The organism is Caballeronia sp. SEWSISQ10-4 2, from assembly GCF_030464885.1.
Classification (GTDB): Bacteria; Pseudomonadota; Gammaproteobacteria; order Burkholderiales; family Burkholderiaceae; genus Caballeronia.
Genome location: NZ_JALPRJ010000041.1, coordinates 35,173 through 51,120 on the forward strand (window position 1 = coordinate 35,173; position 15,948 = coordinate 51,120).

Annotated in this window: 15 protein-coding genes; 12 read left to right on the forward strand and 3 right to left on the reverse strand. The window is 59.7% G+C overall.

The window, feature by feature from the left end; all coding sequences use genetic code 11:
- The first annotated feature begins 179 nt into the window (after positions 1-179).
- From M0D69_RS25700 to M0D69_RS25715, 4 genes are all read left to right on the forward strand, one after another.
- Positions 180-476 carry a hypothetical protein gene (locus M0D69_RS25700; protein WP_301784679.1) on the forward strand — a complete coding sequence of 99 codons (297 nt, stop codon included), beginning with the start codon at positions 180-182 and terminating at the stop codon, positions 474-476.
- A gap of 144 nt (positions 477-620) precedes the next feature.
- Positions 621-1,757 carry an NAD(P)/FAD-dependent oxidoreductase gene (locus tag M0D69_RS25705; protein WP_301784680.1) on the forward strand — a complete coding sequence of 379 codons (1,137 nt, stop codon included), beginning with the start codon at positions 621-623 and terminating at the stop codon, positions 1,755-1,757.
- 201 nt (positions 1,758-1,958) lie between these two features.
- Entirely contained in the window at positions 1,959-3,602 is a 1,644-nt protein-coding gene (locus M0D69_RS25710) for an acyl-CoA synthetase (protein ID WP_301784681.1), read from the forward strand.
- 11 nt (positions 3,603-3,613) lie between these two features.
- Positions 3,614-4,417 (forward strand): enoyl-CoA hydratase, encoded by an 804-nt coding sequence (locus tag M0D69_RS25715; protein ID WP_301784682.1) that lies wholly within the window; start codon positions 3,614-3,616, stop codon positions 4,415-4,417.
- 291 nt (positions 4,418-4,708) lie between these two features.
- Here M0D69_RS25715 and M0D69_RS25720 read toward each other — a convergent pair whose 3' ends face one another.
- A complete protein-coding gene (locus tag M0D69_RS25720) occupies positions 4,709-5,620 on the reverse strand; it encodes a LysR family transcriptional regulator (protein WP_301784683.1) in 912 nt (303 codons plus the stop codon).
- Between the two features lie 191 nt (positions 5,621-5,811).
- Here M0D69_RS25720 and M0D69_RS25725 point away from each other — a divergent pair, with 191 nt between their 5' ends.
- Together M0D69_RS25725 and M0D69_RS25730 are read left to right on the forward strand one after the other, a co-directional pair.
- Positions 5,812-6,825, forward strand: coding sequence for an NAD(P)-dependent alcohol dehydrogenase (locus M0D69_RS25725; protein ID WP_301784684.1), 1,014 nt, complete (start codon positions 5,812-5,814; stop codon positions 6,823-6,825).
- 96 nt (positions 6,826-6,921) lie between these two features.
- A complete protein-coding gene (locus M0D69_RS25730; protein WP_301784685.1) occupies positions 6,922-8,061 on the forward strand; it encodes an ABC transporter substrate-binding protein in 1,140 nt (379 codons plus the stop codon).
- Positions 8,062-8,091: 30 nt separating this feature from the next.
- Here the strand turns inward: M0D69_RS25730 and M0D69_RS25735 are convergent, their stop codons facing one another.
- A complete protein-coding gene (locus M0D69_RS25735; RefSeq protein WP_301784686.1) occupies positions 8,092-9,078 on the reverse strand; it encodes a sugar-binding transcriptional regulator in 987 nt (328 codons plus the stop codon).
- Positions 9,079-9,164: 86 nt separating this feature from the next.
- The gene (rpiB, locus tag M0D69_RS25740) at positions 9,165-9,635 is read right to left on the reverse strand and encodes a ribose 5-phosphate isomerase B (protein WP_301784687.1); all 471 of its coding nucleotides are present in this window, start codon (positions 9,633-9,635) and stop codon (positions 9,165-9,167) included.
- A 289-nt stretch (positions 9,636-9,924) separates the two neighbouring features.
- Here rpiB and M0D69_RS25745 point away from each other — a divergent pair, with 289 nt between their 5' ends.
- Genes M0D69_RS25745 through dhaL form a run of 6 tightly spaced genes read left to right on the forward strand, consistent with a single transcriptional unit; the run spans position 9,925 to position 15,943 of the window.
- A complete protein-coding gene (locus M0D69_RS25745) occupies positions 9,925-11,403 on the forward strand; it encodes a sugar ABC transporter ATP-binding protein (RefSeq protein ID WP_301784688.1) in 1,479 nt (492 codons plus the stop codon).
- On the forward strand, positions 11,400-12,386 hold the full coding sequence (locus M0D69_RS25750) for an ABC transporter permease (protein ID WP_301784689.1): 987 nt from the start codon (positions 11,400-11,402) through the stop codon (positions 12,384-12,386). The genes M0D69_RS25745 and M0D69_RS25750 overlap by 4 nt, the downstream gene beginning before the upstream one ends.
- A 43-nt stretch (positions 12,387-12,429) precedes the next feature.
- Complete coding sequence (locus tag M0D69_RS25755; protein WP_301784690.1) at positions 12,430-13,431, forward strand: substrate-binding domain-containing protein; 1,002 nt, start codon at positions 12,430-12,432, stop codon at positions 13,429-13,431.
- Between the two features lie 15 nt (positions 13,432-13,446).
- Entirely contained in the window at positions 13,447-14,214 is a 768-nt protein-coding gene (locus tag M0D69_RS25760) for an SDR family oxidoreductase (RefSeq protein ID WP_301784691.1), read from the forward strand.
- A gap of 26 nt (positions 14,215-14,240) precedes the next feature.
- Positions 14,241-15,245 (forward strand): dihydroxyacetone kinase subunit DhaK, encoded by a 1,005-nt coding sequence (locus M0D69_RS25765; protein WP_301784692.1) that lies wholly within the window; start codon positions 14,241-14,243, stop codon positions 15,243-15,245.
- Positions 15,242-15,943: a dihydroxyacetone kinase subunit DhaL gene (gene dhaL, locus M0D69_RS25770; RefSeq protein WP_301784693.1), complete on the forward strand. Its 702-nt coding sequence runs from the start codon at positions 15,242-15,244 to the stop codon at positions 15,941-15,943. The genes M0D69_RS25765 and dhaL overlap by 4 nt, the downstream gene beginning before the upstream one ends.
- The last annotated feature ends 5 nt before the right edge of the window (positions 15,944-15,948 follow it).

Below are 15,948 nucleotides of genomic sequence, written 5' to 3' on the forward strand. Positions count from 1 at the left end.
GACAATTCTCCGGCGCGATCCCCTTATCAAAGCGCCAGTCGGTCTGGTCGGTAGGTGTGCTGCCGCATGATTTACCTTTGATAAAACCCGGCCTGGCGGAGGGCTATTAGCTACACAATCATATGATGAGAATTTTTCCGCGCTGCACACCTCTAAGTGGTAGCAAGCGGAATACGGAAATGGACTACGCATCGATTCAACCTGCGTTGACCACCCTGTTGCGCAATCGGCCGCCGGGCACCACTGCCGACATTAATAAGCAGACGGTTGCATACTGGGACGGCTACGAGGTTAGGGGCGTTCATCTGCGGCACGACAAGAGCGGGCGGCTAGATGGAGATTTCGACTTCGACGAGCGCACATTCAATCAACTGCACGCGGATCTGGTCGCGTGGATGGCCGCGCCTCGTTATACGGTACGCCCTGAACTCGTTGAATGGCTGAAGGACGCTCCCCCGTTCGACTGGGGCGCTTGACAGCCCATGTGCCCTGGCGTCCTCGTCTGCTGGCTGATACGCTTGGTTTTGTGGGTCGAGACGCGGCCTTATCGCGTCAGCTAATGCAGAATTCAGCGCGTCGAGTTCATTGCGTTGCGAGAATCAGGCTTCGTGAGGGCGCAGATGGAACAGCAGGTAGATACGCTCGTGATAGGCGCTGGGCCTGCAGGCCTCGCGGTTGCTGCGTGTCTAAAGAAGCGGGGAGCCTCCTGCATCATTGTGGACCGGGCGACCGAGGTCGGTTCGAGCTGGCGCCGTCACTACGACCGGCTGCACCTTCACTCCGACCGGGACCGTTCGGCCCTGCCTTATCTTTCGTTTCCCGCTGGAACGCCACGTTATCCGTCGCGCGAGCAGGTGATTGAGTATCTCGAACTGTATGCGCGGCATTTCGAGCTCGTACCGCACTTCAACGAGGAGGTCAGGACTGTACGGCCACGCAACCCCGGATGGATTGCGACCACAACAGCCAGCGTCTATCATTCGCGGCGTGTGGTCGTGGCCACCGGCTACAACGCCGTTCCCTACCTGCCACGGTGGCGTGGCCAGGAGCGCTTCGGCGGCCGCATCTTGCACAGCAGCGAGTACCGCAGTGGCGAGTCATTCCGCGGCCAGAGCGTTCTGGTCGTCGGCATGGGCAACAGTGGCGGAGAGATGGCGATCGATCTCCACGAACATGGCGCGCGAGTGGCAATGGCAGTGCGTGGGCCGGTGAACATTGTCCCTCGCGAGATCCTCGGTGTCCCCGTACTCGCTATCTCTATCGCGTTGAACCGCCTTCCTACCCGATTCGCTGACGCGCTGGCTGCACCACTCGTGCGGCTCACCATCGGAGACATCACCAAGCTGGGTTTCCGCAAGCTTCCGATGGGTCCCTTTACGCAAATCAAGGCGAGGGCAAGAATCCCGCTCATCGACGTCGGTACAGTCAAACTGGTCCGCGAGGGCCACATTGAGGTGCTCGGAGACATCCGCGAGATGGGCAAGACTGACGTGACGTTTGATGACGGGCGTGTGCGGGGCTTTGATGCAATCGTTGCCGCGACGGGGTTTCGCCCGCGAAGCGAGTGTTTCCTGGAGCCACAGAACGATATCCTCGACGTGGAGCAACAGCTGCCGCCGAGCGACGGGGAGAAAAAATCCGGGCTGCATTACTGTGGGTTTATCGTCTCGCCGACCGGTATGTTGCGCGAAATCGGAATCGAGGCGCAACGGGTTGCAGACGAAATCACGCACCTCGAGCGCCACCCGGTGTTTTGAGGATTCGCGCGGCTGTGCGTCCTTGTACTCCCCCGGAAGGCATGCATCCGTCGTTCATGTCTTGGCTTGCGCATGCGCATGCGCTAGACCGATGTCTGCGTCAATCGCGCGTAATATCGAGTACGAAGGGTGGAGGGCGGAACTTCATCTTCCGAACAGTCCTGCTAAAAGACGAAGGCCAAATGAGATAAGGGAGATGCGATGAGCAACGACATATACGAAGAGGGATTGAACAAAACCGCTGCCAACTTCGCGGCCCTGACGCCTTTGAGCTTCATCGAACGTGCGGCGTCGGTATATCCGACGTTGCCCGCCATTTCGCACGGCGCGGTGCGACGTGACTGGGCGCAGACCTATGCTCGCACACGGCGTCTGGCCTCCGCGTTGAGCGCCAGAGGCATCGGCGTTGGCGATACGGTCGCCGCGATGCTGCCCAATATTCCCGAGATGATCGAGGCTCATTTCGGTATCCCGATGATCGGCGCAGTCCTCAATACGCTCAACACTCGACTCGATGCCAACACGCTCGCGTTTATGCTGAATCATGGCGAAGCGAAAGTGGTGCTGGTCGACCGGGAATTCTCCACCGTGATGCGCGAGGCGGTCGCACGTGTAGATCAGCCGATTCTCGTCATCGACGTCGACGATTCCGAATATGCCGGACCGGGCGAGCGTATCGGCGAACTTGATTATGAAGCGCTGCTGGCGAGCGGCGATCCTGCATTTGAATGGGCACCTCCATCCGATGAGTGGAATGCGATCTGCCTGAACTACACATCAGGGACAACAGGACATCCGAAGGGCGTCGTCTATCACCATCGGGGGGCGTACACCAACGCGGTCAGCAACATCCTCGAATGGGATATGCCAAAGCACGCGGTGTACCTGTGGACGCTGCCGATGTTCCATTGCAACGGCTGGTGCTTCCCTTGGACTGTGGCCGCGCGGGCGGGCGTCAACGTATGCTTGCGCAAGGTCGATGCGAAAACGATCTTCGATCTGATTCGCCGCGAGCGAGTGACGCACTATTGCGGCGCGCCGATCGTACAGAACCTGCTGGTCAATGCTCCCGACGAGATGAAAGCCGGGATAACGCACCGTGTCCACGCAATGGTCGCCGGCGCGGCGCCGCCTGCGGCAATGATCGAAGGAATGGAGCGGCTCGGCTTCGAGCTGACGCATGTGTACGGCTTGACTGAGGTTTATGGCCCGGCGGCCGTGTGTGCGCAGCAAGCTCAATGGAGCACGCTCGACATAGGTGAACGCGCGCGCCTGAATGCGCGGCAGGGCGTGCGCTATCACTTGCAGGATGCCGTGACGGTACGCGATCCCCTGACGATGCAGCAAGTGCCGGCGGATGGCGAGACAATCGGAGAGATCATGTTTCGCGGCAACATCATGATGAAGGGTTACCTGAAGAACCCGGACGCAACGCAGGAAGCGTTTCGCGGTGGCTGGTTTCACACCGGGGACCTGGCGGTCGCCAATCCGGACGGCTATGTCCGGATCAAGGACCGCAGTAAGGACATCATCATTTCGGGCGGCGAGAATATTTCAAGCATTGAAATTGAAGATGTGCTGTATCGCCATCCAGCGGTACTCGCGGCCGCCGTCGTTGCGAAGCCGGACCTTCGTTGGGGTGAGACGCCTTGCGCTTTCGTCGAGTTAAAGGCGGGTGCAACGGTAAGCGCCGCAGAGCTCGTCGCGCATTGCAAAGCCCATCTCGCGAGTTTCAAGGTGCCGCGCGCGGTGGAGTTCTGCGAGTTGCCGAAGACATCGACCGGCAAGATACAGAAGTTCGAACTGCGTAAGCGCGCTGGATCGGTCGCGGCCATCGACGTATGACGGAGGCGAACATGAACGAAAACGCAAGTCCAGAGCCGTTGGTGGTCATCGATCGGGATATCTACGGAGTGCCCGGCGCAGTGCGGATGACGCTGAACCGGCCCGACGCGTTTAACGCGTTGTCCGAAGCATTGATCGACGCGCTGCAAAGCAGCTTGGACGAAGTGGCTGCATCGGATGCGCGCGTCGTTGTGCTTGCGGGCGCGGGCCGGGCGTTTTGCGCGGGCCACGATCTGAAAGAGATGCGCGCCAATCCGTCGTTCGAGTACTACCAGGCTCTGTTTGCCCGCTGCTCGCAGATGATGTTGACCATCCAGCGTATGCCGCAGCCCGTGATCGCGCGCGTGCACGGAGTCGCGACTGCGGCGGGTTGCCAACTGGTCGCGATGTGCGATCTGGCGGTAGCCGCAAACGATGCTCGCTTCGCCGTGTCCGGGGTCAATCTGGGATTGTTCTGCTCGACGCCAAGTGTGCCGCTGTCGCGCAATCTGTCTCGCAAGGCCGCATTCGAAATGCTTGTGACGGGCGACTATATCGACGCACAAACCGCGTGTGAGCGCGGCCTTGTGAATCGAGTCACCACGCCTGAACGGCTGGACGATGCGATTCGTGAACTCGTGGCGAGTATCAGTGAGAAGCCCCGTGTAGCGATCGCCGCCGGCAAGAGTCTCTTCTACCGGCAGTTGGAGGCAGGCATCGATACGGCGTTCCAACTGGCCGGAGACACGATGGCGCGCAACATGCTGGACGACGCAGCTCTCGAGGGAACCGAGGCGTTCATTCAGAAACGCACGCCACGGTGGCGCGAAACGTAAGGCGGCGAACGCAGTGGGTCACGCGCTGGCGGTGACCCTTGGCCTGGCGTGTCCCGCGCCGCGTGTACAAGCGAACATCTCGTCAAGACGCCACGTGCTGCCAGGCTTGGCTCCGCTCCGTTCCGCTAGCCGGTCTTCAGCACCCGCTGAACGTCGTGACCGAGACGACGAGGCCGAAGATCTCTTCCTGAAAGATGCACATCTTGTTGCGACCGCGGAATACGGTCGATTCATCCCTGCCACCGACGGCGCAGCAACCCCGCTGCCAGGGGTGTTATCGCCGATACCTAATTAAAGTGCCCACGGCGGCCGTGGATTGAACGCGGCGACAAGGAAGTCGATCATGACCCGGACCTTCGCCGGGGGTGCTCGATCTGGCGAGCGAACCAGGTGTATGCCGCCCAGATTCGCAGTGCTGGCGTCGAGTGTGACTCTCTCCAGTTCGCCTCGCCGGATTGCGTCGGCAACGATGAACTCGGGCTCGTAAAGAACCCCGAGACCGGCCACGGCAACTGCGACGAGGGCGTCGCCGTTATTGGCCCGCAGGGTTCCCTTTACGGCAACGCGCTTGTCCCCGTCCTTGCCGAACCGCCATTCTTCGGGTCGTGAGATGTTGGAAAAGCAGACGCTCAGGCAATTGTGATTCCGCAAATCGGACCAGAGCTTGGGACGTCCGTGCTGTGCCCAGTAGCCGGGAGCAGCACAGACGATCATGGCGCTTTCGGTCAACCTGCGGGACACGAGACGGCTGTCCTTCAGGTGTCCGACGCGGATCGTCAGATCCCAGCCTTCTTCCGTGAGGTCGATCACACGATCATTCAACCCGAGATCGACGGTGACCTTGGGATGTTGCTTGCTAAAAGCCGGAATGAGCGGCGCCACGTAGCGGACACCAAACGAAAGCGGGGAATTCAGCCGGAGCAGTCCGGTCGCTTCCACGCGTTGTGAAGCGATCGACGCCTCGGCTTCCTCCAGGTCGGGAAGGAGCCGCGTGCACGCTTCCAGATACTGTTGGCCCGCCTCGGTGAGGGTGAGCTTGCGCGTGCTTCGATGAAACAGGCGCACGCCCAAACGCTGTTCCACCGCATCCAGATGCTTTGTCGCCATGGCTGGCGACAGGCCGAGTTGTCGCGCGGCGGCGGAAAGGCTTCCCGCATTAGCGGCACGAGAAAACACCTGCATTCCTGTAATGCGATCAAGCATTGCAATTTCTCACTTGCGGTAAAAACTGAATCGCTTCGTCAGGGGATTATCGCTTATTCGGTGAAACTGTAAATTCCACGCCTGGCATCCGTATCGCCGAGTCGCGCGCCGATGGTGCATGCAACAAAGTGAGTCGATGAGATCGGGCAGTTTGCTCGAACAGTCTGCCGAGAGATTTTCAGGAAAAAATGATGAAGGCTTATCAAATCCAGGCTGGCACCGGAATCGCCGGGCTTAAACGTGTTGAGCGCATGAGCCGTGCGCTCGAAGCTGGTGAGATTAGAGTCCGCGTCAGCGCCGCAGCACTCAACTATCGCGATCTCAGTTTCGCGAAGGGACAGTTCTACAATCCGCCCGGCTATCCGCTCGTGCCGCTCGTGGACGGATGTGGGGACGTCGTTGCCGTAGGTTCGGCGGTAACGCGTTTCAAGGAAGGCGATCGCGTCATCACGAGCTACTACCCCCGATGGATCGACGGTGCATTGTCGCCCGCCAAGACGGCCGTCTCCTTTGGTGCCCAGCTCGACGGCACACTTGCGGAAGAACTCGTCGCCAGCGAGGATGCGTTCGTTCTGGCGCCGCGCAGCCTCGATTCAATCGCGGCCGCGACGCTCCCTTGCGCCGGCGTGACGGCGTGGAATGCCCTGTTCGTTGCCGGCGCGGTCAAGCCCGGCGCAAGTGTGCTTCTCTTGGGCACCGGCGGCGTATCGCTATGGGCACTGCAGCTTGCCAAAGCCGCTGGCCTTTTCACGATCGTAACGTCATCGCAAGACGAAAAGCTCGAGCGAGTGCGCTCACTCGGGGCTGACGCGACAATCAATTACCGGACGACGCCGGAATGGCAGGACGAAGTGTTGCGGCTCACCGGTGGAGTCGATGTCGTGGTCGAAGTCGGTGGCGAAGGCACATTGGCGCGATCACTGAAGGCCGCGGGGGCAGGCGGGACCATCGTCGTTATCGGCCGGGTCAGCGGCGGGGGCGGCGTCTCGATCGAGCCGGGCGCGCTTATAGGCGGAGCCAAACGCCTGGTCGGCATTACGGCCGGTAGCCGCGCGATGCTCGTGCAGCTCGTCCGCTTCGTCGACGTCAATGAGATCACCCCTACCGTCGACAAAGTCCTCTCGTTCGACGAGGCTTCGTCCGCCTATGAGTATCTCGAGGGAGGGCGGCATTTCGGCAAGGTGGTGATCGACATCCGCGCATAGCGCGATGTTGTTCTTTCGTTCTGGCAAAACGGATCGCCTTCCCCGCCATTGGTTCGGCTGTGATCGTCACTGAGGCCCACAGCAAAGGAGTCGTGTATGAGATTAATGTCAGCATTGTTGGCGGTGGGGTATGTCATTACTGTTAGCTCGGCATTCGCCGCGGACCCGGTTCGGATCGGCGTCACAACCATCCTGAGCGGCCCAAATGCCGATCGTGGACAGAGCGAGCAGTACGGCGTCGAGTTGGCGTTACAGCGCATCAACGAGTCCGGCGGCGTGCTCGGCAGGCCTGTCGAGGCGTTTTACGCCGATAACGCCGCCGACCCGGCGACAGGTATTGCGGCGGCGAAGCAACTTATTGAGCAGCAACATGTTTCCGTGTTATTGGGCGCGCTGGCGACTCCGGTGACGCGGGCTGTGATGCCGGTAGCAAATGCGGCGAAGGTGCCGCTTGTGATCGACATCTCGGCCGGCCAGGAGTTCGTCGACGCCGCTGGTTCCGGCGGGTATAGCTACGTGTTCAAGACCAGTCCCTCCGATGGTGACGTTGCGGCAGCGATGATCCAGTGGCTGAAGGCCAGAAACGTCCAGCGATTAGTTATCCTTTCTGACGACAACGACTTCAACCGCGCCAACGCGACGGCGATGGAAACAGCCGCGGCGGCCGCGAATATAAGGACGTTGTACAGCGAGATAGTTGCGAAGGGAACGACGAATCTTGCGCCGGCTCTTGAGCGATTGACGGCCCTGCATCCAGATCGCATCGTTACTCTTCTCAGCGTGTCCAGTGCGGCGTTTTTCCGTGCTTACGAGCAAAGCGGCGCGGGTATCCTTCTCGCTGGCCGCATTGATTTCGCGGCGGCCATTGCGAACTCTTCCCCCCAATTCGTGGCGGCCGGAGGGCTCGATCAAGCGACGGGGATTTCAGTGTTTACGCCTTCGGCTTCCACGCCCGCCGTGCAAGCGTTCGTGACGTCTTATCGAGCTAAATACGGACTTGCTCCCAGCCAACGTTCGATCTTCGCGTTTGAGGCGACAGAGCTGGTCATCGACGCGATCCGCCGCGCGAAGTCAGACGATCCCGCCGCAGTACAGCAGGCGCTGCGATCGACGCAGATGCCCTCCATGCTTGGCGGCACTTTTGCCATGGATGAGCACAATCATTCCCACACCGCAATGCAGGTCGTCGGAATACGGGGCAGCAAGCTCGCGGTTCTCGACCAAGTCGGGAGGTAGGCCTTATATGCCCGATTAAGACGGTGCCTCTTATTGGGTTGCCACATCGGACTGCTGTGAAAAAAACTGACCGCGCGTAGCGTCTTCCAGACTGACAATCGATTGAGCGATAGCTTCGGTAGTGGCGAGCGTGGTGATCACGCCCGTTCGTAACGCTCCCAGAACGGCAGTCGTTTTCGTATTTTCGCTGGCTACGGCAATGACATTTGGAATGTGCTTCAGATCTTCCAGGCTGAGGCCGATGACCCGGTCGCGCACGGGAGTGATAACTGGACGGCCCGCCATGTCGATGAAGTGGTAACCCATCAGGTCTCCGACTGCCCCGCACTGCCTCAGCTCGGCGATCTCGTCTGTCGAAAACCAGCCGGTGCGAACCATATTGCTGTCTTCATTGATGTCACCGACGCCGACGAGCGCGACGTGCGCCCTGCGTGCCTTATCAAGCGTGGGTTTGACGGCGTCATTGTTGAGCAGTCCCTTGCGGACCTCCGGGTCACCGACCAGCGCAGGCGCGTAAAGCGTTTCGCTGTCACCCCCAAAACGGGCCGCGAGCCGTCGACTGATGTGATCGGCATTCATGATCTCGCCGCCGCGATAGAAGCCGCCGATCGCGCAGACGAAGGTGGAAGAGCGCTGCGTCGACGAGATCGCGTGCTCCGAGATCGCGTTGATATTACGCCCCATGCCGACAGCGACAATCATGTCGTTGGCGAGAATGCGGTCGAGATGACTCGCGACGAGGCCAGCGAGAAGTTCGCGCTGCTTGTCCTGATCCTTGTGATTGATCGACACGATCGCTTTCTCGATGCCGAATCGTGCGATCAATTCACGCTCGAGGTCGCGCGTATCGCGCGGATGGTGCTTCACGCGAATCTCGACGATGCCTTCCTCCTGCGCACGTTTCAGCAGGCGGCCTATCTTGGCGCGCGAAAGCGAGAACTGTTTGGACAGATCTTCCTGTGTGAGTCCGTCGACGTAGTAAAGCGTCGCCAGACGAGTCAGTTCGTCAGTGGTCATATGGTTATCTCATTCCCATTCGGCTGGATGCAACGTGACCTGGCACGTGCCGGTGTCCTGGTGGGTCGATGAGCTGACCGACCGGATCACACAGTTTCGTCGCCGCGCGGTAATTGATGACTATCCTCGTATTCCTTGATGCGGTTTACCTTCGGGACAGAGCGCCCTCCGTCAAAGCGCGCTCCAAGCCAGGTGTCGACTATCGCTTTCGCCAGTTCGGGGCCCACGACGCGAGCGCCGATTGTAATGATTTGCGCGTCGTTGCTCTTGCTTGCCCGCTCCGCCGAATAGGTATCGTGACATTGGGCGGCGCGAATTCCGTGCACCTTGTTGGCTGCGATCGCCATCCCAATCCCAGTGCCGCACAGCAGAACGGCCCGTTCGAATTCACCTCGCGCGACGCTTTCAGCCACCGCGAACGCGATGTTCGGATAGTTCACAGGCTCTGTGCCGTGTGTGCCGAAGTCAACAACATCCACGCCCTTGTCGACCAAATATCGCTTGATCAACTCCTTCAGGTCAAGCGCAGCTTCATCACATCCGATTGCCAGTTTCATATTTCACTCCGATCTTCCAGTTTCATTCGACAGGTATTGATCAAATGTTCGTCAATGAACAAATTCTCAATTCAGTTTGCCGGAATGTCAAGATCGCAGTGAGGGTGGTTTTTGCGATTGCCCACGCGGAACAGATCGCGGGTAAGCGCCTGAAAGGCAGGATGGTATTGCGTATTTAGTGCGTACGGGTTAACCACATAAGCACAGAGATTGACACGCATAGGGTCCCAATCTAGGATGCCATCTAACTGCTCAATTGTTCAATAACGAGCAAATGTTAGGAGACAAAGTGAACGACCTTCTTGTTGAAGCCACAGATGTGCAGAAGGCATTTAATGGCGTTCGGGCAATCGATGACGGCCGTCTGAGCTTGCGGCGCGGAAGCGTCCATGCGCTATGTGGCGGAAACGGCGCAGGTAAATCGACCTTCCTCAGCATCGTCATGGGTATTACCCAGCGCGACGCCGGAGAAATCCTCTTCAAGGGGCGGAGTGTCAATTTCCAGTCACCGGCCGAAGCGCTGGCTAACCGTATCGCGATCATTACCCAGGAGCTGTCGCCGATTCCCGGCATGACTGTCGCCGAAAACCTGTATCTCGGTCGCGAGCCCCGCAGGGCAGGTGTCCTGGTCAGGTATGCAGCGCTCATCAAGCAGGCGCAGGAGCTGCTGGACCGGCTTCGCTTTCCAGTCGACGCTCGCGCGAGAATGTCGTCGTTGAGCCTGGCGCAGATTCAACTCGTCGAGATCGCCAAGGCGTTCAGCCACGACTGCGACGTGATGATCATGGACGAGCCGACCTCTGCCATCGGCGAGCGCGAGACCGAGGTGCTGTTCAGTGCGATTCGCAACCTGACGGCGCATGGGGCCGGGATCATCTACGTCTCGCATCGCCTCTCCGAAATATTCCAGATCGCCGATGACTACACGGTCTTTCGCGACGGACGATACGTCGACAGCGGGCGCATCGCCGACATCGACCGCTCCTACCTGGTGAGCACGATCGTTGGACGCAAGCTCAATTCAGCCGAAAAAACACGCAGGCCTGTCGGCAAGCCCGTACTTGAGTCGACAAGGCTCTCGCGGGACTCGGAATTCAACAATATTTCGCTCACTGTTCACCAAGGGGAAGTCCTCGGCATATACGGACTCATGGGTGCGGGCCGGAGCGAGTATCTCAACTGCGTGTATGGGCTGACCCGCCCCGACAGCGGTCAAGTCACGCTCAATGGCCGCGCGTTACCGGTTGGCCATCCGCGCAAGGCAATTCAGGCGGGACTGTCGCTGGTGACCGAGGACCGCAAGGAGACTGGCCTCGTGCTGTCCGCTTCCGTACGGGACAACATCTCGCTTTCCGCCTACAAGCGACTGTCTCGCCTGTCCTTCATCAACCGGCGAAAGGTGAGAACCCTCGTCGAGACGATGGTCGAGCGCATGCGGATCAAGATCAGTTCGGTATCGCTGCCGGTGTCGTCGATGAGCGGGGGGAACCAGCAGAAGGTCGTGCTCGCGCGTTGTCTTTCAACCGAGCCGACGTGCCTGTTGTGCGACGAACCAACCCGAGGCATCGACGAGGGCGCCAAGCGCGAGGTGTACAAGCTTCTCGACGACTTCGTCTCGAAAGGGGGCGCCGCCATCGTGGTGTCTTCGGAGGCTCAGGAAATTCTGGATGTCAGCGACCGCGTCGCCATTTTCAAGTCGGGGCTGCTGGTCACCGTGATCGACGGCCATACCACCACTCAGGAAGATCTTCTTCACCTCGCATCATGAATACTGAAACTACTTCCCTGAAAGTCCCCGTGGTTCAAAGCCGCGCGGCGCATATGCGCGAAGTCTATCGTCGCTACGGGATTGTCGCGGTGCTCATCGCCTTGTGCATCGTGCTGTCTTTTGCGAACCAGTACTTTTTGACGGTTGGCAACATCGCGGACATCCTTCGGCAGACGTCGATCAACGGCATCCTTGCTGTTGGAATGACCTACATCGTCCTCACGGCCGGCATTGACCTGTCTGTCGGCTCGACGCTCGCGCTTGCGGGCATCGTCAGTGCGAGTCTTGTGACCGGCGCGCATCCGCACAGCGTGATGTTCGGGCTGATGGCCGGACTCGTCGTTGGTGTGGCCGTTGGCGCAATCAACGGAGTGCTCGTTGCCCGGCTCTCCGTGCCGCCCTTTGTCGCGACGCTCGGCATGCTGAGTGCGGCGCGGGGTCTCACTTTTATCTATAACGACGGCATGCCTGTGACGGATCTGCCGGATGGATACCTGAACATCGGCACGGGTGCGATCGCCGGGGTGCCCGTACCGATCATCATTTTTGCCCTCGTCGTCGTGATGTTCTGGTTTGTCCTGCGCTATACGACTTACGGCCGATACATCTATGCGGTGGGCGGCAACGCAAGGAGCGCCAAGACGAGCGGCATCTCGACCGGAAAGATCATCTTTTCCGTTTATGTGATCGGCGGACTGCTGGCGGGCCTCGCCGGGATCATCCTCGCCGCCCGCACGACGTCGGCTTTGCCGCAGGCCGGCCTATCCTATGAGCTGGACGCGATCGCGGCTGTAGTGATCGGCGGGACGAGTCTTTCAGGCGGCTCGGGGTCACTCGGCGGTACGGTCGTCGGCGCGCTGCTGATCGGCGTTATCAATAACGGCTTGAATCTGCTGGGCGTGTCGTCGTATTACCAGCAAGTTGTAAAGGGCGTCATTATCGTCGGCGCCGTCCTTCTCGATGCTTCGCGCAAGAAGCAATAACGTCAACCCAAAAAGAAACAATCCGGAAACTCAGGAGACTTAAATGATTTCGTGGAAAAAAGCCGTTCTGGCCTGCGCAGTGATGGGCCTGACCTGTACCGCGGCGCAGGCGAAACCCATCCGCGTCGGCGCGGCCGTGTACGGTCTCAAAGGCGAATTCATGCAGATGTGGACCAATGCACTGAAGGCGCACCCGGCAGTGAAGGACGGTACCGTGCAGCTGACAGTCTTCGACGGGAATTACGACGCGCTGACCCAGAGCAACCAGTTCGACACGATGATCACGCAGAAATACGATGCAATCATTTTTGTGCCGATCGACAAGGCGGCGGGTGCGGCTGCTGTGGCAAAGGCCGCTGCGGCTCACATTCCGGTCATCGGGTCGAATACGCGTGTTTCAGGTGACAAGCTTACGTCGTATGTCGGAAGCGACGACGTCGTCGCCGGACGGATGGAAGCAGAGGCCATCGTCAAGGCAATTGGCGGAAAAGGGAACGTGGTGATTCTCGAGGGCCCGATCGGTCAGTCCGCGCAGATCGACCGCTCGAAGGGGATCCAGGATGCGCTGTCGAAGACCCCTGCAGTCAAGGTCATCGAGCACAAAACGGCGAACTGGTCGCGTGCCGAGTCGCTGGGTCTCGTGGAGAATTGGCTGACCGCACATCCAGACCAGATCAACGGGATCATTGCGGAGAATGACGATATGGCACTTGGCGCCATTCAGGCATTGAAGTCCAAGGGTATTGATCCGAAGAAAGTGCCCGTGGCCGGTATCGACGGCATTGTCGATGGCATCTCGGCGGTGAAACGCGGCGAAATGACAAGCTTCTTCCAGGACTCTCAGGCTCAAGCGCAAGGCGCGCTGGATGTCGCGCTGCATACGGTGATGGGCCCGTCGTACAAACCGCGCTCGGAAATCTGGGCCGGATATGGGGCGAAAATGCCTTGGGCCGACGGCACGGAAAAATCCTATACGGTGCCATGGACAGAGGTCACGCCGGCAAATGCGCAAGAGATTCTCAACAAGATCCCCAAGAGTAATTAATTAAGGAGTTGAGCGATGCCGGTCAATACAACGACCCTTTTCGATATCACGGATCGCGTCGCGGTCGTGACAGGTGCGGCGAGCGGTATTGGGCTTGCCGTTGCCGAGTGCCTTGCCGCAGCGGGTGCGCGTGTTGCGCTGCTCGATATCAACCCGGCAGTCAACGCCGTCGCCCGGTCGCTTCCTGGCGGCCCGGACCGGCATGTGGGTATCGCCACTGATATCACCGTCGCCGGAGCGTCGGACGCCCTGGTTCGGCGCGTAACCGAGACGCTGGGCGCGATCGACATACTGGTCAACAATGCCGGCGTCGCTTTGCTCGACAACGCGCAGACATTGTCCGAGGAGGCATGGGACAGGACAATGGAGATCAACCTCAAGGCCCCGTTTCTTCTCTCGCAGGCGGTAGGCAAGCAGATGTTGAGCCGCGGCTCCGGCCGGATCATCAATCTTGCCTCCCAGGCGAGTGTCGTCGCGCTGGAGCGTCACGTGGCGTACTGTGCAAGCAAAGCTGCGATCGTCGGCATGACCAAGGTGCTTGCACTCGAATGGGCGAAACACGGCATTACGGTCAACGCCGTTTCACCAACGGTCGTCGACACCGAGCTCGGCAGGAAGGCATGGGCCGGCGAGGTGGGCGAAGCGATGAAGGCGAAAATACCCACTGGCCGATTCGCACGCCCTGACGAAATCGCTGCGTTGATCCTGTATCTGGTCAGCGACGCGGCCGCCATGATCAATGGCGAGAATATCGTGATCGATGGCGGTTACACCGCCCAGTAACAACACTCAAGATGCAAAGGAACGGTATGAATCGCGTCATTAACAACCCTGATCTCGTTGTCGAGGACATGCTGCGAGGCATCCTTGCCGCACACCCCGAACTGCGCGCGGCGCCGGAGAATCCTCGCGTGGTTTCGCATGTGCAAGCGCGCCAGGAGGGGCGCGTGGGCATTGTGACCGGCGGAGGATCGGGGCATGAACCGGCGTTCATCGGTTATGTCGGGCGCAACCTTGTGGACGCCGCGGCTATCGGCGAAATCTTCTCGTCGCCGACCGCCAAGTCGTTCTTTGACGCCTTCAAGGCGGCTGATAGCGGGGCCGGCGTTGCATGCCTTTACGGCAACTATGCCGGCGACAACATGAATGTGAAGATGGCGATCAAGCTGGCCGAGCGCGAAGGGATTCGCGTGCGCACGGTCGTCGCTAACGATGACGCCGCGTCGGCACCGAAAGACGAGATCGAAAAGAGGCGCGGTGTTGCCGGTGAAATTGTCATGTGGAAGGTCGGCGGAGCACGAGCCGCTCAAGGTGCATCGCTCGATGAAGTGGTCGCCTCTGCGCGCAAAGCCGTGGAGGCGACCCGCTCAATCGGTATCGGACTGTCCGCATGCACGATTCCGGCGGTCGGCAAGGCCAACTTCGTGATCAAAGATGGGGAAATGGAAGTCGGCATCGGCCATCATGGCGAGCCGGGCATCCTGGTCCAGCGCACCGTGCCCGCGAAAGACATGGCGAAGCTGATGCTCGACAAGCTGTTGCCGGACCTGCCCTTTGCCCGGGGCGACAAGGTATCGGTGCTGCTCTCCGGCCTCGGCGCGACGCCTTTGATGGAGCAGTATATTTTGTACGCCGAGGTGGCCGACTGTCTGCGCGAAGCAGGCATCGACATCGAGTTTTCCTTCGTGGGCAATCTGTTCACGTCCCTGGAGATGATGGGGGTAACGCTTACGCTGACGAAACTCGACACCGAACTGAGTGCTTGCCTCGCACATCCGTGTCGCAGCATCGGACTTACCGTGGGAGATGCATGATGACCGAAACAATCAAACTGGCTGACGCAGGCGAAGTCGTTGTCGACCTTGTTCATACCATCAACGCGAATCGTCAGTACCTGAGTGAAGTCGATGGCGCCATTGGTGACGGCGATCATGGAATCAACATGAGCAAGGGCTTCACCCAATGCGGTGAACATTTGGCGGCACGCGGCGCCATGCCGTCGCTGCCGGTGGCACTGGGTGATTTATCCACGGCGCTCATGGAAGGCATCGGTGGCTCGATGGGTCCGCTTTACGGCACATTCTTTCTCGGCATGAGCGACGCATTCGCGGACCACATCGAACTCGACAAGGCATTGTTCTACCGCGCGCTCACCGACGGTATTGCCTCCATTCAGGAAATTGGCGAAGCGAAGGTCGGTGACAAGACGTTGATCGATACGCTGGTTCCAGCACGTATTGCGTACGAGTCCGCATTGAAGGCGGACAAGAGCTTTCGCGATTGCCTCAGCACGATGGTGGCCGCCGCAGAGGCCGGTATGAACTCGACGCGGGACCTGCGCGCGCGCGTCGGCCGCGCAGCTCGGCTTGGCGATCGTTCGATTGGCGCGCTCGACGCCGGCGCCTGTTCCTGCTTCCTGATTCTGCGCAGCATGGGTGAGTCGATCACCCGTTTGCTGAATAGCGCCATCTCCGCATCTGGCGGGGCAGCAGTGAGCGTGCAGACAGACTAGCAACG

Coding starts and splice junctions, on each gene's coding strand:
- dhaL (WP_301784693.1), top strand. CDS start 15,242: ATGATGACCGAAACAATCAAACTGGCTGACGCAGGCGAAGTCGTTGTC.
- M0D69_RS25765 (WP_301784692.1), top strand. CDS start 14,241: ATGAATCGCGTCATTAACAACCCTGATCTCGTTGTCGAGGACATGCTG.
- M0D69_RS25720 (WP_301784683.1), bottom strand. CDS start 5,620: ATGCTTGATCGCATTACAGGAATGCAGGTGTTTTCTCGTGCCGCTAAT.
- M0D69_RS25735 (WP_301784686.1), bottom strand. CDS start 9,078: ATGACCACTGACGAACTGACTCGTCTGGCGACGCTTTACTACGTCGAC.
- rpiB (WP_301784687.1), bottom strand. CDS start 9,635: ATGAAACTGGCAATCGGATGTGATGAAGCTGCGCTTGACCTGAAGGAG.
- M0D69_RS25760 (WP_301784691.1), top strand. CDS start 13,447: ATGCCGGTCAATACAACGACCCTTTTCGATATCACGGATCGCGTCGCG.
- M0D69_RS25705 (WP_301784680.1), top strand. CDS start 621: ATGGAACAGCAGGTAGATACGCTCGTGATAGGCGCTGGGCCTGCAGGC.
- M0D69_RS25710 (WP_301784681.1), top strand. CDS start 1,959: ATGAGCAACGACATATACGAAGAGGGATTGAACAAAACCGCTGCCAAC.
- M0D69_RS25730 (WP_301784685.1), top strand. CDS start 6,922: ATGAGATTAATGTCAGCATTGTTGGCGGTGGGGTATGTCATTACTGTT.
- M0D69_RS25725 (WP_301784684.1), top strand. CDS start 5,812: ATGAAGGCTTATCAAATCCAGGCTGGCACCGGAATCGCCGGGCTTAAA.
- M0D69_RS25750 (WP_301784689.1), top strand. CDS start 11,400: ATGAATACTGAAACTACTTCCCTGAAAGTCCCCGTGGTTCAAAGCCGC.
- M0D69_RS25715 (WP_301784682.1), top strand. CDS start 3,614: ATGAACGAAAACGCAAGTCCAGAGCCGTTGGTGGTCATCGATCGGGAT.
- M0D69_RS25700 (WP_301784679.1), top strand. CDS start 180: ATGGACTACGCATCGATTCAACCTGCGTTGACCACCCTGTTGCGCAAT.
- M0D69_RS25755 (WP_301784690.1), top strand. CDS start 12,430: ATGATTTCGTGGAAAAAAGCCGTTCTGGCCTGCGCAGTGATGGGCCTG.